This is a genomic window from Ramlibacter sp. 2FC (assembly GCF_005503345.1).
Taxonomy (GTDB): Bacteria; Pseudomonadota; Gammaproteobacteria; order Burkholderiales; family Burkholderiaceae_C; genus SCMQ01.
On record NZ_SCMM01000015.1, the window covers coordinates 25107 to 51174 of the forward strand.

General features: G+C 68.6%; 26 protein-coding genes. 12 read left to right on the forward strand and 14 right to left on the reverse strand.

Features of this window, described 5'->3' with window-relative positions:
- The first annotated feature begins 15 nt into the window (after positions 1-15).
- On the forward strand, positions 16-783 hold the full coding sequence (locus FFS10_RS08640) for a hypothetical protein (RefSeq protein ID WP_137893586.1): 768 nt from the start codon (positions 16-18) through the stop codon (positions 781-783).
- A gap of 66 nt (positions 784-849) precedes the next feature.
- Here FFS10_RS08640 and FFS10_RS08645 read toward each other — a convergent pair whose 3' ends face one another.
- The 11 genes from FFS10_RS08645 to FFS10_RS08695 form a co-directional block, all read right to left on the reverse strand.
- The gene (locus FFS10_RS08645; RefSeq protein WP_137893588.1) at positions 850-1950 is read right to left on the reverse strand and encodes an NAD(P)/FAD-dependent oxidoreductase; all 1101 of its coding nucleotides are present in this window, start codon (positions 1948-1950) and stop codon (positions 850-852) included.
- A gap of 10 nt (positions 1951-1960) precedes the next feature.
- Positions 1961-2290: a ferredoxin FdxA gene (gene fdxA / locus FFS10_RS08650; protein ID WP_137893590.1), complete on the reverse strand. Its 330-nt coding sequence runs from the start codon at positions 2288-2290 to the stop codon at positions 1961-1963.
- A 99-nt stretch (positions 2291-2389) separates the two neighbouring features.
- Complete coding sequence (locus tag FFS10_RS08655) at positions 2390-3691, reverse strand: sulfate adenylyltransferase subunit 1 (protein ID WP_137893592.1); 1302 nt, start codon at positions 3689-3691, stop codon at positions 2390-2392.
- Complete coding sequence (cysD, locus tag FFS10_RS08660; protein WP_137893594.1) at positions 3691-4650, reverse strand: sulfate adenylyltransferase subunit CysD; 960 nt, start codon at positions 4648-4650, stop codon at positions 3691-3693. Before cysD ends, FFS10_RS08655 begins: the two co-directional genes overlap by 1 nt.
- Complete coding sequence (locus FFS10_RS08665; RefSeq protein ID WP_137893596.1) at positions 4647-5426, reverse strand: phosphoadenylyl-sulfate reductase; 780 nt, start codon at positions 5424-5426, stop codon at positions 4647-4649. The genes cysD and FFS10_RS08665 overlap by 4 nt, the downstream gene beginning before the upstream one ends.
- Positions 5426-5809, reverse strand: coding sequence for a DUF934 domain-containing protein (locus tag FFS10_RS08670; RefSeq protein WP_137893598.1), 384 nt, complete (start codon positions 5807-5809; stop codon positions 5426-5428). Before FFS10_RS08670 ends, FFS10_RS08665 begins: the two co-directional genes overlap by 1 nt.
- Before the next feature lie 26 nt (positions 5810-5835).
- Positions 5836-7620 carry a nitrite/sulfite reductase gene (locus tag FFS10_RS08675; protein WP_137893600.1) on the reverse strand — a complete coding sequence of 595 codons (1785 nt, stop codon included), beginning with the start codon at positions 7618-7620 and terminating at the stop codon, positions 5836-5838.
- Positions 7621-7896: 276 nt separating this feature from the next.
- A complete protein-coding gene (locus tag FFS10_RS08680; protein ID WP_137893602.1) occupies positions 7897-8688 on the reverse strand; it encodes a sulfite exporter TauE/SafE family protein in 792 nt (263 codons plus the stop codon).
- 112 nt (positions 8689-8800) lie between these two features.
- Positions 8801-9793, reverse strand: a complete 993-nt coding sequence (locus FFS10_RS08685) for a glucokinase (protein WP_137893707.1) — start codon at positions 9791-9793, stop codon at positions 8801-8803.
- Positions 9794-9842: 49 nt separating this feature from the next.
- Complete coding sequence (locus FFS10_RS08690; protein ID WP_137893604.1) at positions 9843-11315, reverse strand: sensor histidine kinase; 1473 nt, start codon at positions 11313-11315, stop codon at positions 9843-9845.
- A gap of 2 nt (positions 11316-11317) precedes the next feature.
- Entirely contained in the window at positions 11318-12007 is a 690-nt protein-coding gene (locus FFS10_RS08695) for a response regulator transcription factor (RefSeq protein WP_137893606.1), read from the reverse strand.
- Positions 12008-12204: 197 nt separating this feature from the next.
- Between FFS10_RS08695 and FFS10_RS08700 the strand changes: the two genes are divergently transcribed.
- The 4 genes from FFS10_RS08700 to FFS10_RS08715 are packed head-to-tail and all read left to right on the forward strand — an operon-like array spanning position 12205 to position 16292.
- Positions 12205-13461: an ABC transporter substrate-binding protein gene (locus FFS10_RS08700; RefSeq protein WP_137893607.1), complete on the forward strand. Its 1257-nt coding sequence runs from the start codon at positions 12205-12207 to the stop codon at positions 13459-13461.
- A 22-nt stretch (positions 13462-13483) separates the two neighbouring features.
- Positions 13484-14362, forward strand: a complete 879-nt coding sequence (locus FFS10_RS08705; protein ID WP_137893609.1) for a carbohydrate ABC transporter permease — start codon at positions 13484-13486, stop codon at positions 14360-14362.
- Positions 14359-15213 carry a carbohydrate ABC transporter permease gene (locus FFS10_RS08710; protein WP_137893611.1) on the forward strand — a complete coding sequence of 285 codons (855 nt, stop codon included), beginning with the start codon at positions 14359-14361 and terminating at the stop codon, positions 15211-15213. Before FFS10_RS08705 ends, FFS10_RS08710 begins: the two co-directional genes overlap by 4 nt.
- 11 nt (positions 15214-15224) lie before the next feature.
- Positions 15225-16292 carry an ABC transporter ATP-binding protein gene (locus FFS10_RS08715; protein ID WP_137893613.1) on the forward strand — a complete coding sequence of 356 codons (1068 nt, stop codon included), beginning with the start codon at positions 15225-15227 and terminating at the stop codon, positions 16290-16292.
- 23 nt (positions 16293-16315) lie between these two features.
- On the opposite strand, the gene mnmC1 is transcribed toward FFS10_RS08715, so the two are convergent.
- Both mnmC1 and FFS10_RS08725 read right to left on the reverse strand, forming a co-directional pair.
- Positions 16316-18121: an FAD-dependent 5-carboxymethylaminomethyl-2-thiouridine(34) oxidoreductase MnmC1 gene (mnmC1, locus tag FFS10_RS08720; RefSeq protein ID WP_137893615.1), complete on the reverse strand. Its 1806-nt coding sequence runs from the start codon at positions 18119-18121 to the stop codon at positions 16316-16318.
- 23 nt (positions 18122-18144) lie between these two features.
- Positions 18145-18417, reverse strand: coding sequence for an oxidative damage protection protein (locus FFS10_RS08725; RefSeq protein WP_137893617.1), 273 nt, complete (start codon positions 18415-18417; stop codon positions 18145-18147).
- 393 nt (positions 18418-18810) lie between these two features.
- Between FFS10_RS08725 and FFS10_RS08730 the strand changes: the two genes are divergently transcribed.
- Entirely contained in the window at positions 18811-19587 is a 777-nt protein-coding gene (locus tag FFS10_RS08730) for a ferredoxin--NADP reductase (RefSeq protein WP_137893619.1), read from the forward strand.
- 93 nt (positions 19588-19680) lie between these two features.
- Here FFS10_RS08730 and FFS10_RS08735 read toward each other — a convergent pair whose 3' ends face one another.
- A complete protein-coding gene (locus FFS10_RS08735; protein WP_137893621.1) occupies positions 19681-20328 on the reverse strand; it encodes an FMN-dependent NADH-azoreductase in 648 nt (215 codons plus the stop codon).
- A 136-nt stretch (positions 20329-20464) separates the two neighbouring features.
- On the opposite strand from FFS10_RS08735, the gene FFS10_RS08740 reads away from it, so the two are divergent.
- From FFS10_RS08740 to FFS10_RS08765, 6 genes are all read left to right on the forward strand, one after another.
- Positions 20465-21397, forward strand: coding sequence for a LysR family transcriptional regulator (locus tag FFS10_RS08740; RefSeq protein WP_137893623.1), 933 nt, complete (start codon positions 20465-20467; stop codon positions 21395-21397).
- A gap of 275 nt (positions 21398-21672) precedes the next feature.
- Complete coding sequence (locus FFS10_RS08745) at positions 21673-22665, forward strand: sulfate ABC transporter substrate-binding protein (RefSeq protein ID WP_137893625.1); 993 nt, start codon at positions 21673-21675, stop codon at positions 22663-22665.
- Complete coding sequence (cysT, locus tag FFS10_RS08750; RefSeq protein WP_137893627.1) at positions 22666-23547, forward strand: sulfate ABC transporter permease subunit CysT; 882 nt, start codon at positions 22666-22668, stop codon at positions 23545-23547.
- Positions 23544-24449 (forward strand): sulfate ABC transporter permease subunit CysW, encoded by a 906-nt coding sequence (cysW, locus tag FFS10_RS08755; protein WP_137893629.1) that lies wholly within the window; start codon positions 23544-23546, stop codon positions 24447-24449. Before cysT ends, cysW begins: the two co-directional genes overlap by 4 nt.
- A gap of 11 nt (positions 24450-24460) precedes the next feature.
- Complete coding sequence (locus FFS10_RS08760; RefSeq protein WP_137893631.1) at positions 24461-25549, forward strand: sulfate/molybdate ABC transporter ATP-binding protein; 1089 nt, start codon at positions 24461-24463, stop codon at positions 25547-25549.
- A gap of 2 nt (positions 25550-25551) precedes the next feature.
- Positions 25552-26061, forward strand: a complete 510-nt coding sequence (locus tag FFS10_RS08765) for a disulfide bond formation protein B (RefSeq protein WP_171016050.1) — start codon at positions 25552-25554, stop codon at positions 26059-26061.
- Positions 26062-26068: the final 7 nt, after the last annotated feature.

Here is a 26068-nt window from a genome sequence, read left to right on the forward strand (position 1 = left end):
TCTGGAGGTGCTTACATGTTCAGTCACAAACTCATCGGTAGGCTGTTTGTCGCGGCCGGCGTGGCGTTCCTGCTGCTCGGCATGTGGACGCAGATCTTTGGCCTGGGTCTGTTTGCGCAGGACGGCCCCGTGCGCCTGGGACTGTCGTTGTTCAACGGGGTGCTCGGCGCCTCCCTGGTCACGGCAGGCGTTCGCCGGCTGGATTACGACAACGAGGGGGGGCTGATCGTGGTATGGGGCGCGACGTTCCTGCTGACCTGTCCGGTGATTCTTTTCCCGTTGCTGATGATCTTCATCTTCATGCCCATGGTGCTGGCATGGGATGCCGTGAGCGGCCTCGCGCAAAGGCTCCCCCTGTCCTGGCTGAGCCTGATCCTGGTCGCGGCCGTGCTGTCCCTCATCGTCTTCCTGTTCCGGCCGAAGGTCTTCCAACGCCACGCGAGAACCAGCTTGACCATGGGTGCGACGGGCGGGGCATCACGGTTCCTGAGCACAGGCCTCGGTCGTTGCGGCTTGGCCGCTCTGGGACCCTTGGCGTGGCTGATCGTGCCCATGCTGACCGACATGGTGGGGGACGGGCGGCTGTATGAGAACGACGGCGATATGCTGGTGCCGCTGATATTCATGATCTGTGTGCCGTTTGGCTTGTTGACGGGTGTTCTCGCCACGCTTTGGGCGAACGCAGGTCAACCGGGGCTTCGGCTTCGACGTCACTTCGTCGCGGCGCTGATTCTGGTCCTGTTGCCCGCCGTCCCGACGGCCGCACTGATACTCGCTAAGTAGACCCGTCGAAACTGAAGCAGCCCATGCGTGCCGGGCTTGGTTCGCCTTGTCGTGGCGCGGCGCCGCTCAGTCGAACACCGGCGACTCGACCCCCAGCACCTTGTGCAGCTTGGTGCTGGTGGTCGTGTACTGCAGTTGCACGCGCTTTTCCGGGAAGACGAAGGGCACGGCGCCGAAGGCGGCGAGGGCGCATTCGTGGAAGCCGCAGAGAATGAGCTTCTTCTTGCCGGGATAGGTATTGATGTCGCCCACGGCGAAGATGCCGGGCACGCTGGTGGAGAACTTCTCGGTGTCGACCACGAGCTGCTTGCGCTCGATCTGAAGGCCCCATTCGGCGATCGGGCCCAGCTTGGGGCTCAGGCCGAAGAACACCAGCAGCAGGTCCAGCGGCACCACGCGCGTCACAGCGTCCGGGCCGGTGACCTTGACGGCGCTGAGCCGGCCGTCCTTTTCCTCGCAACCCGTGATCTGGCCGACGATGAACTGCATCTCCAGGCGCTCGCAGAGCTCTCGCATCCTGGCGACGCTGGCGGGCGCGGCCTGGAAGCCGTCGCGGCGGTGGATCAGGATCACGTTTTCGGCCCGGTTCGGGCCCTCGGCGGCGAAGTTCAGCGCCCAGTCCAGCGCCGAATCGCCGCCGCCGACGATGATCAGGTTCTTGCCGGCAAACTCGGCCGGGTTCTTCACGCGGTAGAACAGCTGCGAGTCTTCGAACTTCTCCAGGCCCTCCACTTTGAGCTGGCGCGGCTGGAAGGCGCCCACGCCGGCGGCGATGAACAGGGTCTTGGTGAGAAAGCGCATGCCCTTGGAGGTCGCGACGTGAAAGCGGCCGTCGGGCTGCTTCTCCACGGCGCTCACTTCCTGGCCCAGGTGGAAGCTCGCGCCGAAGGGCTCGATCTGCTTGAGCAGGGCGTCGGCGAGCTCGCGGCCGGTGCAGACCGGGACCGCGGGAATGTCGTAGATCGGCTTGTCGGGATAGAGCTCTACCGGCTGGCCGCCGGGGTAGGGCAGCGCGTCGATCACATGGGCCTTGATCTCCAGCAGGCCGAGCTCGAACACCTGGAACAGGCCCACCGGGCCGGCGCCCACGATGACGGCATCGGTCTCGATCGGGCCTTCATGGGCCTGGGCGGTGTGGATCACTTCCTGGTCGAGCCGGACATCCATGGCCAAGGGCTCAGCGCTGCAGTTCGCCGAGCTTGCCGGTCTTGTCCTTCCACTCCTCGGCGTCGGGCAGGGCCGGCTTGCGCTTGGTGATGCTCTTCCATTCCGGCAGCTTGGCCAGCTCGGCGTTGAGCACGGTCATGTGCTGCTGGTCGGCCGGTACGTCTTCCTCGGCGTAGATCGCGTTGACCGGGCACTCGGGGATGCAGACCGCGCAGTCGATGCACTCGTCGGGGTCGATGGTGAGGAAGTTAGGGCCTTCGCGGAAGCAGTCCACGGGGCAGACGTCGACGCAATCGGTGTATTTGCAGCGGATGCAGGCTTCGGTGACGACGTGGGTCATGTTGTACTGTCTGAAATGGGAGGAAACCCTTGATTCTAGGGAATTTCGACGCGGCGGACAGGGCCTGGCCGCGTCGGCACAGGGGTTGCTTGACCTGGCTCAGCCGACCAGCACGGCCCCGGAGGTCTTGTGCGTGGCCGTGTCCACCAGCACCAGCGATCCGAGGGCGCGCGACACGCCGTAGGGCAGGGTGGCCAGGGGCTCCTGCAGGGCCAGCTCGATGTGGCCGATGGCGTTCGGTTCGAGCTGGTTCGCGTCCTCTTCGGCCAGGGTGTTGATGTTCAGCCGGTGCACGATGCGCTTGACCTTGGCCTTGACCCAGCGGTGGCCATGCAGCGCCCAGTAGACGCGGCCGGCGACCAGGGTCTCGTCGTCCAGCCAGGCCACGGTGGCGCGGATCTCGCGGCTGGGCTCGAGGCTGGAGCCGTCGTCCTGCACCGCGAGCAGCCAGTCGCCGCGCGAGACGTCGACCTCGCGGTCCAGCGCTATGCCCGCGCCGTGGCCGGCCGGAACGTCCTTGGGCTGGCGCACATGGCTCAGCACCTGGGCGATCACGGCGCTCTGGCCGCTGGGCAGCACCTTGACGCGCTGGCCGGGCTGGGCCAGGCCGGTGGCGACGCGGCCCCAGAACACGCGGCGGCCCTGGGAGGTGTCGGCGGAGGACGAGAACTTCTCGACCCACTGCACCGGGAAGGCGAAGGGCAGCGAGGTGTCGGCGGCCGTGACCGGCAGCTTTTCCAGGATCTGCAGCAGGGTAGGGCCCTGGTAGCCGCACCAGCCGGCCTCGGCCGCGGTATCGACCACGTTCCAGCCCTTGAGCGCCGACACCGGCACGGTGGCCTTGACCGGAATGCCGGCCTCGGCCGCGAAGGCGCTGAGCGCCGCGGCGATGTGCTTGAAGGCGACGGCGCTGTCTTCCACGGCGTCGAGCTTGTTGACCGCGAACACGATGGAGGGTACGCGCAGCAGGTTGACCAGCAGCGAGTGGCGGCGCGTCTGCGGCAGCAGGGCCAGGGCCGGGTCCTGCCATTGCAGCTTGGTTGCGTCGACCAGCACCACGGCGGCGTCGGCGCTGGAGGCGGCCGTGACCATGTTGCGCGTGTACTGCTCATGGCCCGGCGCGTCGCCGATGATGAACTTGCGGTCCTCGGTGCTGAAGTAGCGGTAGGCCACGTCGATGGTGATGCCCTGCTCGCGCTCGGCCGACAGGCCGTCGGTCAGCAGGGCCAGGTCGGTCTCGCCCTGGCGCTGCACGCCGGCCAGGTGGTCCTGCAGCACGGCCTTGCTGTCCACCAGCAGGCGGCCGATCAGCGTGCTCTTGCCGTCGTCGACCGAGCCGCAGGTGATGAACTTGAGTGCGGTCTGCGTGTCGTTGGGGGCGGTCGAATTGGTCTGGCTCATCAGAAATACCCGTCTTTCTTGCGCTTCTCCATGGAAGCGTCCGAAGTCTTGTCGTCCATGCGCGTGGCGCCGCGCTCGCTGACGTCGGCGGCCAGCGTCTCGATCACGATGTCGCCGGCCGTGGCGGCCAGGCTCTCCACCGGGCAGGTGCAGGTGATGTCGCCGACGGTGCGAAAGCGCACGTCGCGCAGCTGCACCTGCTCGTCCTCGCGCGGCGGCGTGAGCTCGGTCACCGGCACCAGCAGGCCGCGGCGGTCCACCACCTCGCGCTTGTGCGTGTAGTAGATCGAGGGCAGGGCGATCTGCTCGCGCTCGATGTACTGCCAGACGTCGAGCTCGGTCCAGTTGCTGATCGGGAACACGCGGAAATGCTCGCCGGGCTGCAGCCGGGTGTTGAACAGGGTCCAGAGCTCGGGGCGCTGGGCCTTGGGCTGCCATTGGCCGAAGCTGTCGCGGTGCGAGAAGATGCGCTCCTTGGCGCGCGCCTTTTCCTCGTCGCGGCGCGCGCCGCCGATCAGCGCGTCGAAGCGGAACTCCTCGATCGACTCGAGCAGCGTGACCGACTGGTGCACGTTGCGGCTCTCGCCCGGATGGGCCAGGCGCACCGTGCCGCGCGCCATCGAGTCCTCGACGCTGCGCACGATGAGCTCGGCCTGCAGCTCCTTGGCGCGGAAATCGCGGAAGTCGGTCACCTCGGGGAAGTTGTGGCCGGTGTCTATCATCAGCAGCGGATAGGGGATGCGGCCGGCGCCGAAGGCCTTCTCGGCGCACTTGAGCAGCACCAGCGAGTCCTTGCCGCCGGAGAACAGCAGGGCGGGGCGCTCGAAAGTGGCGGCGACCTCGCGCAGGATGAAGATGGTCTCTTCTTCCAAAGCGTCGAGGTGCGCGTTGCTCAGATGGTGTTCGTTGCTCATGGCTGTGCTTTTCAGCAGTTCTTCGGTTAGGGTTCGGGCGTTCATGCGGCGGCCTTGTCGTCCTTCTTGACGTGCAGGCCGCATTCCTTGGCGGCCTCGTCCTCCCACCACCAGCGGCCGGCGCGGAAGTCCTCGCCCAGGCTGATGGCGCGCGTGCAGGGCTCGCAGCCTATGCTGGGGTAGAAGCGGTCGTGCAGCGGGTTGTAGGCCACGTCGTAGGTCTGGATGTAGTGCCAGACATCGCCCCAGGTCCAGTTGGCCAGCGGGTTGTACTTGAGCCGGCCCTTGGCGGCGAGCTCGCTCTCGTCGCGCAGCGGCACCTCGGCGCGCGCGCCCGACTGCTCGCGGCGCAGGCCGGTGATCCAGGCCTTGTGGCCGGCCAGGGCGCGCTCGAGCGGCTCGATCTTGCGGATGTGGCAGCAGGCCTTGCGCAGCTCTATGCTCTTGTACATCGCGTCCAGGCCTTCGCGGTTCACGAACTGGACCACGGCCTCGTTCACCGGGCGATAGACATGGACCGGCGCTTTCGACGTGGCCTGGAGCCGCTCCAGCACGGCCAGGGTTTCGGCGTGCAGGCGGCCGGTCTCGAGCACGAAGACGCTGATCGGAAGCTCGAGAGTGTTGATCAGGTGCGTGATCACCATGTCCTCGGCGCCCAGGCTGGAGGCCTGGGTGGCTGGCGCATGCTGGGCCGCCTCGCGCAGCACGGCCTGGGCCTCGGCCAGCTTGGCCTCGAAGTCCTCGGAGGGGCGGGCGTAGAGCTCGATGGCGGTCGGCGCGGTACCGCCGGCGGGCGGCAGCAGGCTGGAGACGTTGCTCATCAGGCGGCCTTTCGTGAGAACAGCGGCTCGGTGGTGACGGCGTCGCCCTGGTAGAAGGCGCGGTAGCGGTCGAACTGGCGCTGGGCGGCACTGGCGTCCAGGCCCTCGCGCAGCACGGCCACGTCGAAGCCGGTGCGCTGCATCTGCACCAGCTGGTCGATCAGCACGTCGCCGGTGGCGCGGATCTCGCCGGTGAAGCCCAGGCGGCGGCGCAGCAGGAAGGCCTGGCTGTAGGCGCGGCCGTCGGTGAACTTGGGGAAGTTCAGGTCGATGCGGTCCACGCCTTCGAGCGAAACCGTGCGGGGGTCGACGTCGTTGGCCAGTTGCAGGATGTTCCGGCCGGCGACTTCGGCGCTGTGTTCGTGAGCGGCAAGCAGTTTCATGGTGAATTCTCTATCGTCGGTGCGGCTCAGGCGACGGCTTCCTCGGGATGGCGGGCGCCGTTGGCGGCCTGCTTGAAGGGATCGGCGCCGACGCGGCGCAGGGTGGCGGCGAAGGTCTCGCCGCCCTGGCGCTGGGCTCGGTAGGTGTCGAGCACGGCCTCGATCACGTCGGGCACCTCGGCCGCCGAGAACGAGGGGCCGACCACCTTGCCCGGCGTGGCCGGGCCCGACAGGTCGGAGCCGTCCGAGCCGCCGAGCGTGACCTGGTACCACTCCTTGCCGTCCTTGTCCACGCCCAGGATGCCGATGTGGCCGCTGTGGTGGTGGCCGCAGGAGTTGATGCAGCCGCTGATGTGCAGATCGATCTCGCCCAGGTCGTAGAGCTCGTCCAGGTCCTGGTAGCGCTCGGTGATGGCCGCGGCCACGGGAATGGCGCGTGCGTTGGCCAGGGCGCAGAAGTCGCCGCCGGGGCAGGAGATCATGTCGGTCAGCAGGCCGATGTTGGGGCTGGCGAAGCCGGCCTCGCGCGCGGCGCGCCAGAGCTCGGGCAGCTGGTCGTGGCGTACCCAGGGCAGCAGCAGGTTCTGGTCGTGCGTCACGCGGGCCTCGCCGGCCGAGAACTGGTCGGCCAGCTGGGCCGCGCGCTCGAGCTGTTCGGCCGTGGCATCGCCGGGGGCCTGGCCCAGCCGCTTGAACGACAGGGTCACGGCGCGCAGCTCGGGGTTCCTGTGCGGGGCGACGTTGCGCTCCAGCCAGCGGCCAAAGGCCTTGTCGTCGCCGGCGGCGCGCAGCAGCTCGGTGATCTTCTTCTCGCCCTCGGGCTGGGCAGCCGGCAGGGCGGGCGGCACGAAGCAGGCCGCCACGCGGTCGAGCTCGGCCTGGGGGATGGTGTGCGGCGCGCCATCGTGCTCCATGATCTGGCGGTACTCGGCCTCGACCTCGTCGATGTAGCGCTGGCCCTCGGCCTTGACCAGGATCTTGATGCGCGCCTTGTAGATGTTGTCGCGCCGGCCCCAGCGGTTGTAGACGCGCACCACGGCTTCCAGGTAGTTCATGATCTGATTCCAGGGCAGGAACTCGCGGATCACGGTGGCGATGACCGGCGTGCGGCCCATGCCGCCGCCCACCAGCACCTTGAAGCCCAGCTCCCCAGCCTCGTTCCTGACCAGCTGCAGGCCCACGTCGTGCCAGGCGATGGCCGCGCGGTCCTCGGCGGCGCCGGTGATGGCGATCTTGAACTTGCGCGGCAGGAAGGCGAACTCGGGGTGCAGCGTGCTCCACTGGCGCATGATCTCGGCGAAGGGGCGTGGGTCGGCGACCTCGTCCACGGCAATGCCGGCCAGCTCGTCGCTGGTGATGTTGCGTATGCAGTTGCCGCTGGTCTGGATGCCGTGCATGTTGACGCTGGCCAGCAGGTCCATCACGTCGGCCGACTTGGCCAGCGGAATCCAGTTGTACTGCACGTTCTGGCGCGTGGTGAAGTGGGCGTAGCCCTTGGCCAGGCGCGGCGCGGGCACGCGGCTGATCTGGTCCTGCTTGGCCTGGGCCTCGGCGTAGAGGGCGGGCTCGGGCTGGTCGTACTCGCGCGCGATGCGGGCCAGCACGCGCAACTGGGCGCTGGAGATCTCGCCGTAGGGCACGGCCACGCGCAGCATGGGCGCGTAGCGCTGCACGTACCAGCCGTTCTGCAGGCGCAGCGGACGGAACTCGTCGTCGCCGAGCTGGCCGGCCTGCCAGCGCTCGAGCTGGTCGCGGTGCTGGGCCGCGCGCAGGCGGACGAACTGTTTGTCGAAGTCGGTGTATTGGTACATGGCGAAAACTAGGGCCTGCTCACACTGTTTTTGCCAGTGCGAACGTGGTTAAAACCGCGCCAATCTAGGCGCGCGACGACGCCCAGGCTGGCTGCCTGGGCTAGGAGTGCAACAACGAGTGGCGCGGTTTTTACCACGTTCCCTTCGGGTTGCGGCCAAAAAGGCCATGCGCCGCGTTGCGAAACATCGCCGGGGCCCGACCCCGGCTGCGTTTCGCGCCTTGCGCATGGTCTTTTTGATCCGCAACGCATCTGGTAAAAACAGTGTGAACAGGCCCTAAATCAAGACCAGTTTGGTGCCGGCCCAGGCGAGCAGCACGGAGAGAATCGAACGGATCAGGCGCTCCGGCGTGCGGTTCACCAGGCGCGAACCGATCCAGATGCCAGGCAGCGAGCCGACCAGCAGTTTGGCCAGCAGGGGCCAGTCTACCGATCCCAGAGAGGCATGGCCCAGGCCCGCCACCAGGGTCAGCGGCACGGCATAGGCGATGTCGGCCGCCACGATGCGCGGCAGCGGCAGGCGCGGGAACAGGATCAGCAGCACGGTGACGCCGACGGCGCCGGCACCCACCGAGGTCAGCGTGACCAGGGTGCCGAGCAGGGCGCCGAACAGCACCGGCAGGCTCCAGTGGCGCGCGCGCGTGGCCTGGGCGAGGTCGGCCTGGGCCAGGCTGCGCGGCGCCTGCTTGCCGCGCACCGCCTTGTAGAACATGGCGGCGGCCGTCAGCAGCAGGGCGACGCCGAGGGTGTTTGTCATCAGGGCCTGGGCCGAGGGGCTGGCCGGGCCGATGCGGTGCAGCACCGTGAGGGTGAGCAGCGAGGCCGGAATGCTGCCGGCGCAGAGCAGGCCGACCACGCGCCAGGGCACCAGACGCTGGCGCGCCAGGCTCAGGGTGCCGCCCGACTTAGTGAAGGCGGCGAACAACAGGTCGGTGCCGACCGCCAGGTAGGGTTTGATGCCGAAGAAGAAGATCAGCAGCGGCGTCATCAGCGAGCCGCCTCCCACGCCGGTCAGGCCGACCACCAGGCCAACGAAAAACCCTGCAAAGACGAAGCCGAATTCATGCATGGGCACGACTTTAGGGTTTCTTTATGCGGAAACAAACGATTTTTTAGTTGTTGATATATTCTTTCTGCGCATAAAGCCCTTGCGGCCTGGCCGCAGGCGTTCCCTGTTCCCGTCAGGCCTGGGGGCTGTCATGCAGGGCCAGCGCGGCGCCGGTCAAGGCCGGATGCGGGTCGAGGATGACCCAGGTTGGGATGCGGGCCAGGTAATCCCTGAAGCGGCCCTTGGCCTCGAACTGCGCGCGAAACGGCGAGCGTGCGAAATAGTTGCCCAGGCGCGGCACGATGCCGCCGCCGATGTAGACGCCGCCGCGCGCGCCCAGGGTCAGCGCCAGGTTGCCGGCCACGCTGCCCAGCAGGCCGCAGAAGCGGGCCAGGGCCTCGGCGCTCTGCGGGTCGCTGCCGGCCAGGCCCTGGCGGCAGACCTCGGCCGCGTTCCAGGCCTGGACCGGCACGCCGTCCAGCGCGGCAATGGCGGCGTAGAGGTTTTCCAGGCCCATGCCCGAGACCAGGCGCTCGGCCGACACATGGTCCCAGCGCCGCCACAGCCGCTCGATGATGCGGGCTTCGCGATCGCAGGTGGGGGCCAGCGTGACATGGCCGCCTTCGCCCGGGATCGCCACCCATTCGCCGCGGCGCGAGCGCACCAGCGAGGCCACGCCCAGCCCGGTGCCGGGGCCGATCAGCGCGCGCGGCGCATCGGCCACGGCCTGGCCGCCGCCGACCGCGGACAACGCCTCGGCCGGCAGGGCCGGGGCCGCCAGCGCCAGGGCTTCCCAGTCGTTGAGCAGGACCAGCCGCGTGAGGCCGAGCTGGCGCCGCGTGGCTTCGATGGAGAAGGTCCAGTGGTTGTTGGTCATGCGGACCGCGTCGCCGGCTATGGGGTTGGCGATGGCCACCGCCGCTTCGCGCACGGCAGGGTGGCCGGCCTGAGCGAGGTAAGCCTGTAGCGCGGCCGCCAGATCGGGGTAGTCGGCGGTCGCCAGCGTGAGCGGGGCCTCGGGCCGCCCACCCGGGGTGCGGACGAGGGCGAAGCGGGCGTTGGTGCCGCCCACATCGCCAACGAGCGCGACCGCGTCGGCGGTATCGGTGGAGGTAGAACTGGACATGGTGTGGGTCTCTGGCATGGGGAACAGGGTGATTCGGAGGCCGGCCGCATCAGCTGGCAGAGGCGGTGTCGGGGGGCGAAGCGCTGCTGGCGGGCCCGGCCAGCGGCAGCCGGATCACGGCCCGCAGACCGTGGGGCAGGGCCTCCTCTAGCGACACCCGGCCGGCGTGGCGCTCCACGATCTCCTTGACGATGGCCAGGCCCAGGCCGCAGCCTTCGCCCCGGTCAGTGGCGCGCACGAAGCGCTCGAACACCTGCTCGCGCTGCTCGGGCGCCAAGCCCGGGCCGCTGTCGGTCACCTCGATCACGGCCTGGTCGTCCTCGCGGCGCAGGGCCACCGTGACCGCGGCGCCTTGGCCTGCGTAGCGTATGGCGTTGTCTATCAGGTTGCCCAGGGCCTCGCGCAGCAGCAGGGCGTTGCCCAGCACCACGAGCTCGGGCTCGGCGGCCTCGTCGCCCTGCGGCGCGCTGCCCAGGCCCAGGTCGACGCCGGCGCGCAAGGCGCGCGGCACGCATTCGGCGGTGAGCTCGCGGGCCAGTCGCCGCAGCTCGACCCGGCCGCGCCCCTGGGCGGCGGCCGATTCGGGTTCGGCGCGCGCCAGCGTCAGCAGCTGGCTGATCAGGTGAGCGCTGCGCGCGGCGCTTTGCTGCACGCGCATGAGGCGCTCGCGCTGCTCGGGGTCGGTCGTGGCCTGCAGGGCCAGCTCGGTCTGGCTCTTGAGACCGGCCAGCGGCGTGCGCAGCTGGTGCGCGGCGTCGCTGATGAATCGCTTCTGGGTGGCGACGTTCCGCTGCACGGCGGCCAGCAGGGCATTGAGCGCGGCCGCCAGCGAGCGCAGCTCGCGCGGTGCGGACTCGAGCTGCACCGGCGCCAGGTCGGTGGTCGCGCGGCCTTCGACCTCGCGCCGCAGGCGCGCCAGCGGCGCCAGGCCCGCGCGTATGCCGGCCCAGACGATCAGGCTCATCAGCAGCACCAGGATGGACAGGGGCAGCAGCATGTCGAACAGGATGCTGCGCGCCAGCTCCTCGCGGTTGGCGCTGCTGCGCGCCACCTGCACCAGCATGGTCTGGCGCGGCGCGCCTTCGTCGCCCCAGTCCAGGTAGAGCGCCGCCACGCGCACGCGCTGGCGTGCCGCCGTCTCAGCGGCGCCCTCGGGCGCCATCTGGCCGTCGTAGAAGTAGGGGCTGTTCAGACGCGGCGCGTCCAACTGCGGCGGGGACGGCAGCCTGCGGTTGCCGAGGATGAACTGGCCCGGCGGCGTGCTGACCATGTAGAGCAGGCGGTCGGCCGGGTCGGCCTCGAGCACGTCCTGCGCAGCGCGCGGGAAGTCGATCAGCAGGCCGTTGCCGATAGGCTTGACCTGCCGGGCCAGGGCGCGCGAGGCCTGGGACAGGCTGGTGTCGATGGCGGCGTTGGTGTAGCGCTCGGCCAGCTTGTAAGCCGCGAAGCCGCCGGCCAGCCACAGCACCAGCTGCGGCAGCAGCAGCCACAGCATGAGCTGGCGGTGCAGCGAAGGGCCCATGTTCAGGCGCCTGTGCGGCCCGACGCGCCCTCGGTCTCGAGCAGGTAGCCCAGGCCGCGTACGGTGCGGATCACCAGGGCCGAGCCTTCGAGCTTGCGGCGCAGGCGGTGGATGTAGACCTCGATGGCGTTGCCGGCAGCGGGCTCGGCCCCTTCGCCGCTCCAGGCCTGGTTGATCTGCTCCTTGGTGACGACCTTGTCGCGCTGGTTTGCCAGCAGCTCCAGCAGCGACCACTCGCGCCCGCTGAGCTCGATGGCCTGGCCCGCCACGCTGGCACGCCGGGCCTCGCGGTCCAGCAGCAGCTGGCCCAGCTGCAAGGCGGCGGTGGGCGGCTGGCTGCGGCGCAGCAGGGCGTGCAGCCTGGCCTCCAGTTCGGGAAAGTCGAAGGGCTTGGTGACGTAATCGTCGGCGCCCGCCTGCAACCCGGCGACACGGTCGTCCAGCGCGTCCAGCGCCGTGAGCAGCAGCACCGGCAGGGTGGGTTTGGCCTGGCGCACCTTTCTGAGCACGGACAGGCCGTCGAGCATGGGCAGGCCGATGTCGAGTACGGCGATGTCGAAGGGCTGCTTGAGCAGCAGGTATTCGGCGACCGCGCCGTTGGGCGCGTGCTCCACCGTGAAGCCCGCGCCGCGCAGCTGGGCGCTGAGGGCATCGGCCAACAGGGCGTCGTCTTCGGCAAGAAGGAGGTTCATGGTTGCCAAGCTTAATGGTTTCTTGTCGCTCTTCCCAGGTTTCCGGCTAATTCGCTGCTAGGGTTTAACCTAGTATTAATAAATTAATTTATTTTTAATATTCATCGGCCAGCACACCGGAACAAGGTGGTGCTGCAAGACCTCGCCGGCCGCAGCCGGCGGGACCCCAGGATGGAGACCCGAACGGAGAACACCCCATGCAGCAGATCAAATTGCAATCCACCCGCCTGGCCGGCGCCCTGGTCCTGGCCCTGACCGGACTCGCCCAGGCTGGCGAAGTCGAGGTCCTGCACTACTGGACCAGCGGCGGCGAGGCCAAGGCGGCCGCGTCACTGAAGGCCACGCTGCAGGCCAAGGGCGACAGCTGGAAGGATTTCGCCGTGGCGGGCGGCGGCGGCGACTCGGCCATGACGGTGCTGAAATCGCGCGTGGTCTCGGGCAACGCGCCGGCGGCCGCGCAGATCAAGGGCCCGTCGATCCAGGAGTGGGCGCGCGAGGGCGTGCTGGCCAACATCGACGACGTGGCCAAGGCCGAGAAGTGGGACGAGGCCCTGCCCAAGGTGGTCAGCGACATCATGAAGTACAAGGGCAGCTACGTGGCGGCCCCGGTCAACGTGCACCGCGTCAACTGGCTGTGGATCAATCCCGAGGCGTTCAAGAAGGCGGGCGCCAAGGTGCCGGCCAGCTGGGACGAGTTCTTCGTCGCCGCCGAGGCGCTCAAGAAGGCCGGCCTGACCCCGGTCGCACACGGCGGCCAGAACTGGCAGGACTTCACTACCTTCGAGAGCGTGGCCCTGGGCGTGGGCGGCGTCGATTTCTACAAGAAGGCCCTGGTGCAGCTGGACCCGGCCACGCTGGCCAGCCCGACCATGGAGAAGGTGCTGGCCACGTTCAAGAAGGTCAAGGACTACACCGACAAGAACGCGCCGGGGCGCGACTGGAACCTCGCCACCGCCATGGTGATCAAGGGCGAGGCGGGCATGCAGCTGATGGGCGACTGGGCCAAGGGCGAGTTCGTCGCTGCCGGCAAGCAGCCCGGCAAGGACTTCGTCTGCGTCGCCGCGCCCGGCACGGCCGCTGCCTATACCTTCAACATCGACTCGTTCGCGATGTTCAAGCTCAAGGGTGACGACAAGGTCAAGGCGCAGAAGAACCTGGCGGCGGCCATCATGTCGCCGGAGTTCCAGGAGACCTTCAGCCTCAACAAGGGCTCTATTCCCGTGCGCCTGAACATGAAGATGGACAAGTTCGACGACTGCGCCAAGGCGTCCGGCAAGGACTTCGTCGCCAGCGCCAAGAGCGGCGGCCTGGTGCCCAGCATCGCGCACGGCATGGCCGTTCCTTCCGCGACCGAGGGCGCGATCAAGGACGTGGTGAGCCAGTTCTGGAACAGCGACAAGATGAGCGCCAAGGACGCGATGACCCGCATCGCCCAGGCGGCCAAGACGCGCTGAAGCGCTTCCCCAAGGCCCCGCCATGTCCGCGCCTACCGCCCTGCGAACGCCCTGGCTGCCCAAGCTCGTCGTCGCGCCGAGCTTCTTGCTGAGCTTCCTGTTCATCTACGGCCTGATCGCCTGGAACGGCTACCTCTCGGTGTCGGCCTCGCGCCTGCTGCCCAACTACGAATTCGCCGGCTTCGACCAGTACCTGGCGCTGTTCGAGAACGAGCGCTTCTACGTGGCGCTGACCAACATGGCGATCTTCGGCTTCCTCTTCATCGCCGGCGCCATGGGCCTGGGCCTGCTGCTGGCCGTGCTGCTGGACCAGAAGGTGCGCGCCGAGGGCGCGCTGCGCACCGTCTACCTGTACCCGATGGCGATCTCCTTCATCGTCACCGGCACGGCCTGGAAGTGGATGCTCAACCCCGGCCTGGGCCTGGAGCGCGTGGTCCAGCAATGGGGCTTCGCGGGCTTCACGTTCGACTGGCTGGTCAATCCCGACAAGGCCATCTACTGCGTCGCGATCGCGGGCGTGTGGCAGAGCGCGGGCTTCGTGATGGCCCTGTTCCTGGCCGCGCTGCGCGGCATCGACGACGCCATCATCAAGGCCGCCCAGGTCGACGGCGCCAGCCTGCCGCGCATCTACTGGCGCATCATCATCCCCAGCCTGCGGCCGGTGTTCTTCAGCACGCTGATGGTGGTCAGCCACCTCGCGATCAAGAGCTTCGACCTGGTGATGGCACTGACCGCCGGCGGCCCGGGCTTCGCGACCGACCTGCCGGCCACCTTCATGTACGCCATGGCCTTCTCGCGCGGCCAGATCGGCCTGGGCGCGGCCAGCGCCACGGTGATGCTGGCCACCGTGGCGGCCATCGTCGTGCCCTACCTCTATTCCGAACTCAGGAGCAAGCGATGAAGCGCCAGACCCTGCACCGGCTGATCCTGGGAGCCGCGCTGCTGCTGTTCGCGGCCTGGTTCCTCACGCCCCTGTACGTGATGGTGGCGACCTCGCTCAAGGACATGGACCAGGTGCGCGAAGGCAGCCTGCTGTCGCTGCCGACCGACCCTGGCTTCGCCGCCTGGGCCAAGGCCTGGGGCAGCGCCTGCACCGGCACCGACTGCAGCGGGCTCCAGCCCTTCTTCATGAATTCGGTCCTGATGGTGGTGCCGGCCGTGGCGGTGTCGACCCTGCTGGGCGCGCTCAACGGCTACGTGCTGAGCAAGTGGAAGTTCCGTGGCAGCGAGACCATGTTCGCGCTGATGCTGTTCGGCGTGTTCATGCCCATGCAGGTGGTGCTGCTGCCCATGAGCCAGGTGCTGGGCTGGCTGGGCATCGCGAGCTCGATCTGGGGCCTGATCCTGATCCACGTGCTCGCGGGCATCCCCTCGACCACGCTGTTCTTCCGCAACTACTACGTGGGCCTGCCTGACGAGCTGATCAAGGCCGCCATGCTCGACGGCGCCAGCTTCTGGCAGATCTTCTGGCGCATCGTGCTGCCGCTGTCCACCCCCATCCTGGTGGTCACCCTGATCTGGCAGTTCACCGCGATCTGGAACGACTTCCTCTACGGCGTGGTGTTCTCGGGCGCGGACAGCAAGCCGATCACCGTGGGCCTGAACAACCTGGCCAACACCTCGAGCAGCGTCAAGGAATACAACGTGGACATGGCGGCGGCGCTGATCGCGGCCCTGCCTACGCTGTTCGTTTACATCGTCGCAGGCAAATACTTCGTGCGCGGCCTCACCGCCGGCGCCGTCAAGGGTTGAAAGGATTGAACATGGGCGCACTGAGCATCAAGCAGGTCCGCAAGACCTATGCGGGCAACACCCACATCCTCAAGGGCATAGACATAGAGATCGATCCCGGCGAGTTCCTGATCCTGGTCGGGCCCTCGGGCTGCGGCAAGTCCACGCTGCTGGGCATCATCGCGGGACTGGATACACCCACCTCGGGGACGGTCCACATCGGCGAGCGCGACGTGACGCATCTGCCGTCCAAGGACCGCGACATCGCCATGGTGTTCCAGAGCTACGCGCTCTATCCGAACATGACGGTGGCGCAGAACATCGCCTTCGGCCTCGAGATCCGCAAGGTGCCCAAGGCCGAGCGCGAGGCCACGGTGGCGCGCGTGGCCCAGATGCTGCAGCTTGGCCACCTGCTGGACCGCCGGCCGGCCCAGCTGTCGGGCGGCCAGCGCCAGCGCGTGGCCATGGGGCGGGCGCTGGCGCGCAACCCCAAGCTGTTCCTGTTCGACGAGCCGCTGTCCAACCTCGACGCCAAGCTGCGCGTGGAGATGCGTGCCGAGATCAAGCTGCTGCACCAGCGCACCCGCACCACCACGGTCTACGTGACGCACGACCAGGTCGAAGCCATGACGCTGGGCGACCGCATCGCGGTGATGAAGGACGGCATGGTCCAGCAGTTCGGAACGCCCGACGACATCTACAGCCGCCCGGCCAACCGCTTCGTGGCCGAGTTCATAGGCTCGCCGGCCATGAACATGGTCGAGGCCCGGCGCGGCGCCGCCGGCCTCAGTGCCCACGGCATCGAACTCGCGACCAGCGGGGCGCAGCAGGCCGCGCTTCAGGGCTGGGCCGGCGGTGAATTCGTCTACGGCCTGCGGCCCGAGAGCCTGTCCTTCGGCGCCAGCGGCCTGCCCGGCACGCTGTCCATGATCGAGCCCACCGGGCCCGAGACCTACGCCACTGTGGACACGGCGATCGGCCCGCTGACGGCCCGCGTCCCCGGGGCGCTGCGCGGCGCGGTCGGCGATGCCGTGCACCTGCAATGGCAGGCCGAAAGCGCCCATGTGTTCGACGGGGCGGACGGAAGGCGCCTGGCCTGAGCTCGGAACCGGCCGGGCACGGCTCAATCTGCGGGGCGTTGCGCCCGGTGCCAGCGCCGGGCCAGCAGGCCGCGCGCCAGGCTCTGCTCCAGCGGCAGCGGCTCGCCGTGCAGCCAGGCGGCCGTGAGCTCGCCGCACAGCACGGCCAGCGTCAGCCCGCGTGCCCCCATGGCGGTGCAGGCCCACAAGCCCGGCAGGGCCTCGGGGTCGATCGGCCCGACGGCCGGCAAGCGGTCGGGCAGGGTGCAGCGCACCCCCGCCCAGGCCTGAACCTGCCCGGCCGCGAAGGCCGGGGCCAGGGCCTTCGCGGCCTCGGGCAACAGGACACCCAGGCGCTCGAGGTTGGCCTGCTGGTCCTCGGCGCGCACCTCGGCGACGGGGTTGCTGCGCTCAAAGGTGGAGCCGGTGAACCAAGCCAGGCCCTGCGGCCCCGCCACGCCGGCCACCAGGCTGCCATGGCCGTTGACCGGGAAGGGCGGCAGGACCTGCCGGGCGGCGGGCCGCTCGGGCATGGGGCCCCAGGCGATCTGGCCGCGCAGCGGGTTCAGCGGCAGCGGCTGCGCATCGGCCGGCCCGCTTAGCAGGTCGCGCGTGTCGTAGCCGGCCGCGACCACCACCAGGCTGGCCGCGGCCAGCAGACGGCCCTGGTCGTCGAGCAGCTGCCATTCGGTGCCGTCGCGCCGCAGGCGCGCCACGGCTTGGTTGCCGCGCCACCGGATGCCGGGCTGGGCCAGCATGGCGCGCACCAGCTGGGCCGGCCTGATCCAGCCGGCCTGGGCATGCCAGAGCGCGGACGCGGTCTCGGGCAAGCGGGCCTCGCGCAGCCGCGCCGCGGGGGCCGGCGCGGACCATTCCAGTCCCGGATGCGGGCGCCCTTGGGCCGCGGCCTGGGCCCAGGCCTCGGGCAGGGCGCGCTTGCCCTCCACGCGGTGCTCGAGCACGCCCGAGGGCGCCCAGTCCAGCCCCTCGCGCAGCAGCTGGCGCGCCCGCTGCAGCGTGGCGCGCACCCCGCAGCGCGACAGGCGCGAGAGCGCGCGGTCGTCGGGCGAGACATGCGGTGCCACCAGGCCGGCCGGCAGGCCGGAGGCGCCGGCGGCAGGTTCGGCTGCGCGGTCCAGCACCTCCACCTGCCAGCCGCGCAGTGCCAGGCTGTAGGCCACGCTGGCACCCGAGAGGCCGCCGCCGATCACCACGCAGCGGCCCGGGCTGGCCAAGGCCGGGGCTGTGGCGGCGGGCCTGCGCAGCTGCCAGCGCGGCTGGAACTCGCCCTCCAGGTGCGCGGGATCGCTGGCCTGCTCAGAGGGCGGCAACAGGAAGCCGCGTTGCGCGAGGCCAGCCTCCAGTTCGGCGCGGCTGGCCGCGTCCTGGATCGCCGCGCTCAGGCGCGTACCGCGCCGGCAGCACAGGCTCAGGGCCTTGAACAGGTGACGCCGCTCCTCGGTGGGGCCGCCCGGCAAGGGCCCGAGGTAGACCGTGTCGGCCTGGAACGCCTGCTCGCGCAAGGCAGACCGGAGCTCGGCGACGCACAGCGTCAGCTGGACCTGGCCGCCTTCCAGCACCAGGCGGTGAAAGCCGGGCAGCAGGCCGCGCCATTGGGCGCGCAGTGCTTCCAGGAGCGCAGGCGCGTCCGACCCCGTTTGCGCGTCGGCAGTGAGCTGCTCGGTGTCGGTGGGAACTTCGGTGAAGGCGACGTAGTGCAGCAGGGACGGGCGCTGCGGATCCTGGCGCCAGGCCTGCCAGGTGGCCAGAAAGCGCTGGCCCAGGGCCCAGTCGGTATCGAGCACGCGCCAGACGGGCTGGCCCGCCCAGTCGGGCGCCTCGTGGGGCATGGCCCGGTAGAAGGAGGAGGCGCTCAGGCCGCCGGCGGCACGTAGCCCTGGGCCGCGTCGGCGCCTTCGCCGAAGAAATGCTTTTCCATCTGGCGCGCCAGGTACTGGCGCGCGCGTGCGTCGGCCAGGTTCAGGCGGTTCTCATTGACCAGCATGGTCTGGTGCTGGAGCCATTGGGCCCAGGCCTCCTTGCTCACGTTCTCCCAGATGCGCTTGCCGAGTTCGCCGGGGTAGGGCGGGAAGTCTAGACCTTCGGCTTCCTTGCCGAGCTTGATGCAGTGGACCATGCGTGCCATGTCGAGCGCTTTCTGAAAGAATCTTTATAAGGTTTGGAAATGATTGTCTGAAAAATAATTATTTCCAGTTTTGATGGAAGGCTTCCACAATCCTTGCGAACGCATTATCCGAACATCGGGAAGCCGACCATGCTGCAAGCTCAGGACTGTATCAATCTTTCATTGGCCGCCGCCATGGCAGGGTTGTGTGTGCTGGCCCAGCTCCGTCGCTTCCTGGCCCGGCGCAGGCTGCCGAGCGGTTCCGGCATGCGGGCAGCTTTATAATTTTCGTTTTGTCTTTCTTTGGCCCAGGCGCGGCCCGCGCAGCGCGCAGCCGCCAGTCTCCTGTCGACGCGGACTTGCATTGACGGGCCAGAACCTCGTTTCAGTCCCATTCCGCGGCCCCCAAGCACCATGAGCGCATTTTTCGAAGAACGCGTGCTGAACGTCCATCACTGGACCGACCGTCTGTTCAGCTTCACCACCACCCGTGACCAGGCCATGCGCTTCAGCAACGGCCACTTCACCATGATCGGCCTGCCCGGCGAGGGCCGTCCGCTGCTGCGCGCCTACAGCATCGCCAGCCCGAACTACGCGGACCACCTGGAGTTCCTGAGCATCAAGGTACCCGACGGCCCGCTGACCTCGCGCCTGCAGCACATCCAGCCCGGTGACACCATCATCATCGGCCGCAAGCCCACCGGCACGCTGCTGATCGACTACCTGCTGCCCGGCAAGCGCCTGTACCTGCTGTCCACCGGCACCGGCCTGGCGCCCTTCATGAGCGTGATCCGCGATCCCGCCACCTACGAGCGCTTCGAGAAGGTGGTCCTGGTGCACGGCGTGCGCCAGGTCGACGAGCTGGCCTACCGCGAGTTCATCACCGAGCAATTGCCGCACGACGAGTTCCTGGGCGAGCTGGTGAAGCAGCAGTTCCTCTACTACCCCACGGTCACGCGCGAGGAGTTCGTCAACATGGGCCGCGTCACCACGCTGCTCGAGGATGGCAGGATCCAGGAGGACCTGGGCCTGCCGACCGTGCTGAACCGCGAAGAGGACCGCATCATGATCTGCGGCAGCCCCGAGATGCTGCGCGACCTCAAGCACATGGCCGAAAGCCATGGCTTCAAGGAAGGCAACACCCATCACCCGGGCGACTTCGTGATCGAGCGCGCCTTCGCCGAAAGCTGACCGGCAAGCAGCGCGGCCCGGGCCATGCGCCGCGGGCTTTGCCCATGAAAAAACCCGGCCGCGGCCGGGTTTCTCGTTTCCGGAGTTCCGGACTCAGGCGGCCTGGGCGGCCTGCGCCTGGTTGGCGGCGACTGCCGTCAGGGCCTTGATCTCCAGGTCGGCGGCGCTCAGCGCCTGGGTCCTGGCTGCATCGCCCATGGCCAGGCCTTCGGCGCGCACGAAGCGCACGTCGGTGATGCCGAAGAAGCCGAACACGGTCTGCAGGTAGCTCTCCTGGTGCTCCATGGCGCGGCCGGCGTCGCTGGTCGAGTACATGCCGCCGCGGGTGGAGGCGACGATCACCGTCTTGCCGCCGGCCAGGCCCACCGGGCCCTTGTCGGTGTACTTGAAGGTGCGGCCGACCTGGGCCACGCGGTCGATCCAGGCCTTGAGCTGGCTGGGCACGGAGAAGTTGTACAGCGGGGCGCCGACCACGATGACGTCGGCCGCCAGGAACTGCGACACCAGGGCTTCGGAGACCGCGTTTTCGCGCTGCTGGGTCTCGGACAGCTCGGTCCCCGGGGCGACGCGGAAGCCCAGCGAGTCGGCATCCAGGTGGCTGGGTGCGTCGACGGCCAGGTCCAGGTAGTCCACGCTGGTGCCTGGATGGCTGGCCACCCACTGGGCGACGATGCTGGCGGTGAGCTGGCGCGACACGGAGTTGGCGGCCAGGACGCTGGAGTCGATGTGAAGCAGTTTCATGGTCTCTTCCTTTCGGGGTGGGTGGAGCCACATTCAGCGGCCATGGACAGATTGTGCGGGTGAGGTGAATCTTTGATAAGTCGTCGAAATTGCGATAGATTGTTCTTCTGGTAGGACAATATGGGCGAGCAAGCAAATGCAGGACCTCAACGACATGCTGTTCTTCGCCGAGGTGGCGGAGCAGGGCGGCTTTGCCGCGGCCGGGCGTGCCCTGGGCCTGCCCAAGTCGCGCCTGTCGCGCCGCCTGGCCGAGCTGGAAGCGCGGCTGGGCGTGCGGCTGCTGCATCGCACCACGCGCAAGCTCTCGCTGACCCCGGTGGGCGAGCTCTATCTGCGCCATTGCACCGCCGTGCGCGACGAGGCCGAGGCGGCGGCCGAGGCCGTGGCCCAGGTGCAGACCGAGCCGCGCGGCGTGCTGCGCGTGAGCTGCCCCGTGACGCTGGCCCAGACCGTGGTCGGCGAGCTGCTGCCGCAATTCCTGCTGCGCCACCCCTTGCTGCGCGTGGACATGCGCGTGAGCAACCGCGTGGTGGACCTGGTGGAGGAGGGGGTGGACGTGGCCCTGCGCGTGCGGCCCACGCTGGAGGACAGCGGCAGCCTGATCGTCAAGCCGCTGGGCAGCAGCCAGGCTCTGCTGGTCGCGAGCCCCGCGCAGTTGCAGCGCCAGGGCCAGCCCAGGGGTCCGCAGGAACTGGACCGGCTCGACACGGTGGCCATGTCGGGCATAGACGGCCGCGCCAACTGGCGGCTGCGTGGGCCCGAGGGCGCCGAGCACCTGCTCAGCCACCGGCCGCGCTACGTGGCCGACGACCTGCTCACGCTCAAGTTTTCCGTGCTCTCGGGGGTGGGCATCTGCGTGCTGCCCGACTACCTGTGCGAGCACGAGCTCGCCGACGGGCGCCTGGTGGAGGTGCTGCCGGGCTGGGCGCCGACGCCGGGCCTGGTGCATGCGGTCTATGCCTCGCGGCGAGGCCTGGTGCCGGCGGTGCGGCATTTCCTGGACTACCTGGGCGAGCACATGGCCGGTGACCGCGTGCGGCAACCGCCGATGGCCGGCAACCGGCTCTGAGCCCGCCGCGGCGCGGGCGACCCCGTCCAGGCGAATCACGTGCCGAGTCCTCTAGATTTGGTTATTAACAAACAAGTATTTATTCGTTGGAGTCTTAAAGTGGATTGCCCACAATGGCTCGCCGTGAAACAGCTTCCCCGGACATCGATCGCCCCGGGCTGGCGCGGCTCGGGGCCCGGGCAGGGGGCATGGCCGCCGGGCCTGGCCTTGTTACAGTCTCCAGTTGCGGCGACACAGCCCATTCCATCGCATTCGAACAACACATTGGAAACGCTATGAAGAAGACGCTTCAACTGACCCTGGCCGCCCTGGCCCTGTCCGCCAGCGCGCTGGCGCCGGCCCAGACCCTGCTCAATGTCTCGTACGACGTGGCGCGCGAGTTCTACAAGGATTACAACGCGGCCTTCGTCGCGCATTACAAGAAAACCACCGGCAAGGACGTCAAGATCGACCAGGCACATGGCGGCTCCAGCGCCCAGGCGCGTGCGGTGGCCGACGGCCTGGACGCCGACGTGGTGACCATGAACACCACGACCGACATCGAGTTCCTGGCCAGCCGCGGCGTGGTGGCCAAGGACTGGGCCAAGCGCTTCCCGCACGATGCCTCGCCGACCACCTCGACCATGCTGTTTCTGGTGCGCAACGGCAATCCCAAGGGCATCAAGGACTGGGACGACCTCATCAAGCCCGGCATCCAGGTCATCGTGGTGAATCCCAAGACCGGCGGCAATGGCCGTTACGCCTACCTGGCCGCCTGGGGCTATGTGCGCGAGAAGGGCGGCAGCGAGGCCCAGGCCGCCGAGTTCGTCGGCAAGCTGTTCAAGAACGTGCCGGTGCTGGCCAAGGGCGGGCGCGACGCCACCACCATTTTCCTGCAGCGCAACATCGGCGACGTGCTGGTGACCTTCGAGTCCGAGGTGGTCTCGGTGGACCGCGAGTTCGGCACCGGCAAGGTCGACGCCATCCATCCCTCGATCAGCATCGTGGCCGAGAACCCCGTGGCTGTGGTCGAGCGCACCGTGGCCAAGAAAGGCACGGGCGAGCTCGCCAAGGCCTACCTCGACTACCTGTATTCCGAGGAGGCGCAGGAGATCGCGGCCAAGCACGCCATGCGCCCACGCTCGGAGGCCGTGCTCAAGAAGCACGCCGCCACCTTCAAGCCGCTCAAGCAGTTCACCGTGGCCAAGTATTTCGGCAGCCTGAGCGAGGCGCAGAAGCTGCACTTCAACGACGGTGGCCAGTTCGACAAGCTGTACACGGTCAAGTAAATGACGGCTGCGACGTTTCCCGCGCCCGCAAGCGCGGCCGGCGGAGGTTCGCGCCCGCGCGGGGCGCGGCGCGTGCTGCCGGGTTTTCACCTCACGCTGGGCTACACCCTGCTGTACCTAAGCCTGATCGTGCTGATCCCGCTGTCGGCGCTGATCCTCAAGACCTTCACGATGAGCTGGGACGCGTTCTGGGTGGCCATCACCGGGCCGCGCGTGCTGGCCTCGTACCGCTTGACCTTCGGCGCCTCGCTGATCGCGGCCCTGGTCAACGTGGTGTTCGGCCTGCTGGTGGCCTGGGTGCTGGTGCGCTACAGCTTTCCGGGCAAGAAAATCGTCGACGCGCTGGTGGACCTGCCGTTCGCGTTGCCGACGGCCGTGGCCGGCATCTCGCTCACTGCGCTGCTGGCCGGCAACGGCTGGCTGGGCCAGTACCTGGAACCCATGGGCATCAAGCTGGCCTTCACGCCAGCCGGCGTGGTGATTGCGCTGATCTTCATCGGTCTGCCCTTCGTGGTGCGCACTGTGCAGCCGGTGCTCGAGGATGCCGAGAAGGAGCTCGAGGAAGCCGCCACCTGCCTGGGCGCCACGCGCTGGCAGACTTTCACGCGGGTGATCTTCCCCTCGATCGCGCCTGCCCTGCTGACCGGCTTTGCCATGGCCTTCGCGCGCGCCATCGGCGAGTACGGTTCGGTGATCTTCATCGCCGGCAACATGCCCATGGTGTCCGAGATCACGCCGCTGATCATTACGGCCAAGCTCGAGCAGTACGACTACGCCGGCGCCACCGCGGTGGCCGTCGTGATGCTGGTGATCTCCTTCCTGCTGCTGCTGGTCATCAACGCCCTGCAGGCCTGGCAGCGCCGGCGATCGGGGGCGGCATGAGCAATCTGACGAAGAAGCGGCTCAGCACCACCGAGGCGCCCTGGGTGCGCTGGAGCCTGATCGCCCTGGCCCTGGGCTTCATGGGGCTGTTCCTGGTGCTGCCGCTGGCGGCCGTGTTCACCGAGGCGCTGCGCAAGGGCCTGGCCGCCTACCTGGAGGCGCTGAAGGAGCCCGATGCCTGGTCGGCGATCCGCCTCACGCTGCTCACCGCTGCCATCGCCGTGCCGCTGAACCTGGTGTTCGGCGTGGCAGCCGCCTGGGCCATCGCCAAGTACGAGTTCCGCGGCAAGGCCTTCCTGACCACCCTGGTCGACCTGCCGTTCTCGGTCTCGCCGGTGGTGGCGGGTCTGGTCTACGTGCTGCTGTTCGGCGCCCAGGGCTGGTTCGGGCCCTGGCTGGCGGCGCACGACATCAAGATCCTGTTCGCCGTGCCCGGCATCGTGCTGGCCACGGTGTTCGTCACCTTCCCGTTCGTGGCGCGCGAGCTGATCCCGCTGATGCAGGCCCAGGGCAGCGAGGAGGAACAGGCCGCCATCGTGCTCGGGGCCAGCGGCTGGCAGACCTTCCGGCATGTGACCCTGCCCAACATCAAGTGGGGCCTGATCTACGGCGTGATCCTCTGCAACGCGCGCGCCATGGGCGAGTTCGGCGCGGTGTCCGTGGTCTCGGGTCATATCCGCGGCCAGACCAACACCATGCCGCTGCACGTGGAGATCCTCTACAACGAGTACCAGTCGGTGGCAGCCTTCGCCGTGGCCTCGCTGCTGGCGCTGCTGGCCCTGGTCACCCTGGTGATCAAGTCGGTGGTCGAGTGGCGGCAAGAGCGCGAATGGAAGGCGGCGGCCGAGCTGCCGCCCGAACGGCCGCTGTCTGCGCCGCCGGTTCCGGGCGCCGCCCGCTGAAGGAATACAAGATGAGCATCGAAATCCGCAACGTCAGCAAGCAGTTTGGCGACTTTCACGCGCTGCGCGACGTCTCTCTGGACATAGGTTCCGGCGAGCTGGTGGCCCTGCTGGGCCCCTCGGGCTGCGGCAAGACCACGCTGCTGCGCATCATCGCCGGGCTGGAGACGGCCGATGCCGGCAGCATCCTGTTCGCCGGCGAGGACACGACCGACGTGCATGTGCGCGAGCGCCAGGTCGGCTTCGTGTTCCAGCACTACGCGCTGTTCCGCCACATGACGGTGTTCGAGAACGTGGCCTTCGGCCTGCGCGTCAAGCCGCGCGGCCAGCGTCCTTCGGAGGCGCAGATCAAGGCCAAGGTGCACGAGCTGCTGGGCCTGGTGCAACTGGACTGGCTGGCCGAGCGCTACCCGGCCCAGCTCTCGGGCGGCCAGCGCCAGCGCATCGCCCTGGCGCGCGCCCTGGCGGTGGAGCCCAAGGTGCTGCTGCTGGACGAGCCCTTCGGCGCGCTCGACGCCAAGGTGCGCAAGGAGCTGCGGCGCTGGCTGCGCCGCCTGCACGACGACCTGCACGTCACCAGCATCTTCGTCACGCACGACCAGGAGGAAGCGCTGGAGGTGGCCGACCGCGTGGTGCTGATGAATGCCGGCCAGGTCGAGCAGATCGGCTCGCCCCAGGAGGTCTGGGACCATCCGGCCAGCCCCTTCGTCTACGGCTTCCTGGGCGACGTGAACCTGTTTCATGGCCGCGCCCATGAGGGCGAGGTGCTGATCGGCGCCGACCACCACGCGATCCGTCTCGATTCGCCCGAGCACCTCGACGCGCAGGACGCCAAGGCCTTCGCCTACGTGCGGCCGCACGACCTCGAGGTTCGGCGCTACACGCCCGGGGCCACGGGCATCGTGGCCCGGCTCGCGCGCGCCATCGTGGTCGGCCCGATCGCGCGGCTGGAACTAAACCGCGTGGACGCGAATCAGTCGGTGGACCCCGAGGTCATCGAGGCGCAGATGCCCGCGGCCCAGTTCCGGGAGCTTGCGCTGCGCGAGGGCGAGACCCTGGTGCTGACGCCCAGGCGCGCCCGCGTGTTCGTGGAAGGATGAGGATTTTGCTCGACTGGTTTGACACCCACCCGCGGCGCGTGTTCGCCGCCATCGCCCTGGCCTGCGTGGCCATGCTGGCCTTCGGCCTGTACCTGCAGCATGTGGTGGGGCTGGAGCCCTGCCCAATGTGCATCGTGCAGCGCTACGCCCTGATCGCGGTCGCGCTGATCGCCGGCCTGTCGGCCAGCAGCGGCAAGCGGGGCGTGCACCTCGCGGGCGCAGCGCTGATGCTGGCCGCCGCCGGCTTCGGCGCCTTCGTCGCGGCGCGCCAGAGCTGGCTGCAGTGGTACCCGCCCGAGATCGTGACCTGCGGGCGCGACTTCTACGGCATGATCGAGACCTTCCCGCTCAAGCGCGCCATCCCCATGATCTTCAAGGGCAGCGGCGACTGCACCAAGATCGACTGGACCTTCCTCGGCGGCTCGATTGCCAACTGGTCCTTCGTCGGCTTCGTCGGCTTCGGCCTGGCGGGTCTGGGCCTGCTTGCGCGCAAGCTGCGCCGGCCGGGCTGAAGCCGGC

Bases quoted from the DNA above. Each gene is read 5' to 3' on its own strand.
- FFS10_RS08740 (WP_137893623.1), top strand. From the start codon at position 20,465: ATGCAGGACCTCAACGACATGCTGTTCTTCGCCGAGGTGGCGGAGCAG.
- mnmC1 (WP_137893615.1), bottom strand. From the start codon at position 18,121: ATGCCCCACGAGGCGCCCGACTGGGCGGGCCAGCCCGTCTGGCGCGTG.
- FFS10_RS08695 (WP_137893606.1), bottom strand. From the start codon at position 12,007: ATGAACCTCCTTCTTGCCGAAGACGACGCCCTGTTGGCCGATGCCCTC.
- FFS10_RS08645 (WP_137893588.1), bottom strand. From the start codon at position 1,950: ATGGATGTCCGGCTCGACCAGGAAGTGATCCACACCGCCCAGGCCCAT.
- FFS10_RS08675 (WP_137893600.1), bottom strand. From the start codon at position 7,620: ATGTACCAATACACCGACTTCGACAAACAGTTCGTCCGCCTGCGCGCG.
- FFS10_RS08760 (WP_137893631.1), top strand. From the start codon at position 24,461: ATGAGCATCGAAATCCGCAACGTCAGCAAGCAGTTTGGCGACTTTCAC.
- FFS10_RS08745 (WP_137893625.1), top strand. From the start codon at position 21,673: ATGAAGAAGACGCTTCAACTGACCCTGGCCGCCCTGGCCCTGTCCGCC.
- FFS10_RS08705 (WP_137893609.1), top strand. From the start codon at position 13,484: ATGTCCGCGCCTACCGCCCTGCGAACGCCCTGGCTGCCCAAGCTCGTC.
- FFS10_RS08730 (WP_137893619.1), top strand. From the start codon at position 18,811: ATGAGCGCATTTTTCGAAGAACGCGTGCTGAACGTCCATCACTGGACC.
- FFS10_RS08690 (WP_137893604.1), bottom strand. From the start codon at position 11,315: ATGGGCCCTTCGCTGCACCGCCAGCTCATGCTGTGGCTGCTGCTGCCG.
- FFS10_RS08640 (WP_137893586.1), top strand. From the start codon at position 16: ATGTTCAGTCACAAACTCATCGGTAGGCTGTTTGTCGCGGCCGGCGTG.
- FFS10_RS08670 (WP_137893598.1), bottom strand. From the start codon at position 5,809: ATGAAACTGCTTGCCGCTCACGAACACAGCGCCGAAGTCGCCGGCCGG.
- FFS10_RS08685 (WP_137893707.1), bottom strand. From the start codon at position 9,793: ATGTCCAGTTCTACCTCCACCGATACCGCCGACGCGGTCGCGCTCGTT.
- FFS10_RS08725 (WP_137893617.1), bottom strand. From the start codon at position 18,417: ATGGCACGCATGGTCCACTGCATCAAGCTCGGCAAGGAAGCCGAAGGT.
- FFS10_RS08710 (WP_137893611.1), top strand. From the start codon at position 14,359: ATGAAGCGCCAGACCCTGCACCGGCTGATCCTGGGAGCCGCGCTGCTG.
- FFS10_RS08735 (WP_137893621.1), bottom strand. From the start codon at position 20,328: ATGAAACTGCTTCACATCGACTCCAGCGTCCTGGCCGCCAACTCCGTG.
- FFS10_RS08665 (WP_137893596.1), bottom strand. From the start codon at position 5,426: ATGAGCAACGTCTCCAGCCTGCTGCCGCCCGCCGGCGGTACCGCGCCG.
- cysT (WP_137893627.1), top strand. From the start codon at position 22,666: ATGACGGCTGCGACGTTTCCCGCGCCCGCAAGCGCGGCCGGCGGAGGT.
- FFS10_RS08680 (WP_137893602.1), bottom strand. From the start codon at position 8,688: ATGCATGAATTCGGCTTCGTCTTTGCAGGGTTTTTCGTTGGCCTGGTG.
- cysD (WP_137893594.1), bottom strand. From the start codon at position 4,650: ATGAACGCCCGAACCCTAACCGAAGAACTGCTGAAAAGCACAGCCATG.
- FFS10_RS08700 (WP_137893607.1), top strand. From the start codon at position 12,205: ATGCAGCAGATCAAATTGCAATCCACCCGCCTGGCCGGCGCCCTGGTC.
- cysW (WP_137893629.1), top strand. From the start codon at position 23,544: ATGAGCAATCTGACGAAGAAGCGGCTCAGCACCACCGAGGCGCCCTGG.
- FFS10_RS08655 (WP_137893592.1), bottom strand. From the start codon at position 3,691: ATGAGCCAGACCAATTCGACCGCCCCCAACGACACGCAGACCGCACTC.
- FFS10_RS08715 (WP_137893613.1), top strand. From the start codon at position 15,225: ATGGGCGCACTGAGCATCAAGCAGGTCCGCAAGACCTATGCGGGCAAC.
- fdxA (WP_137893590.1), bottom strand. From the start codon at position 2,290: ATGACCCACGTCGTCACCGAAGCCTGCATCCGCTGCAAATACACCGAT.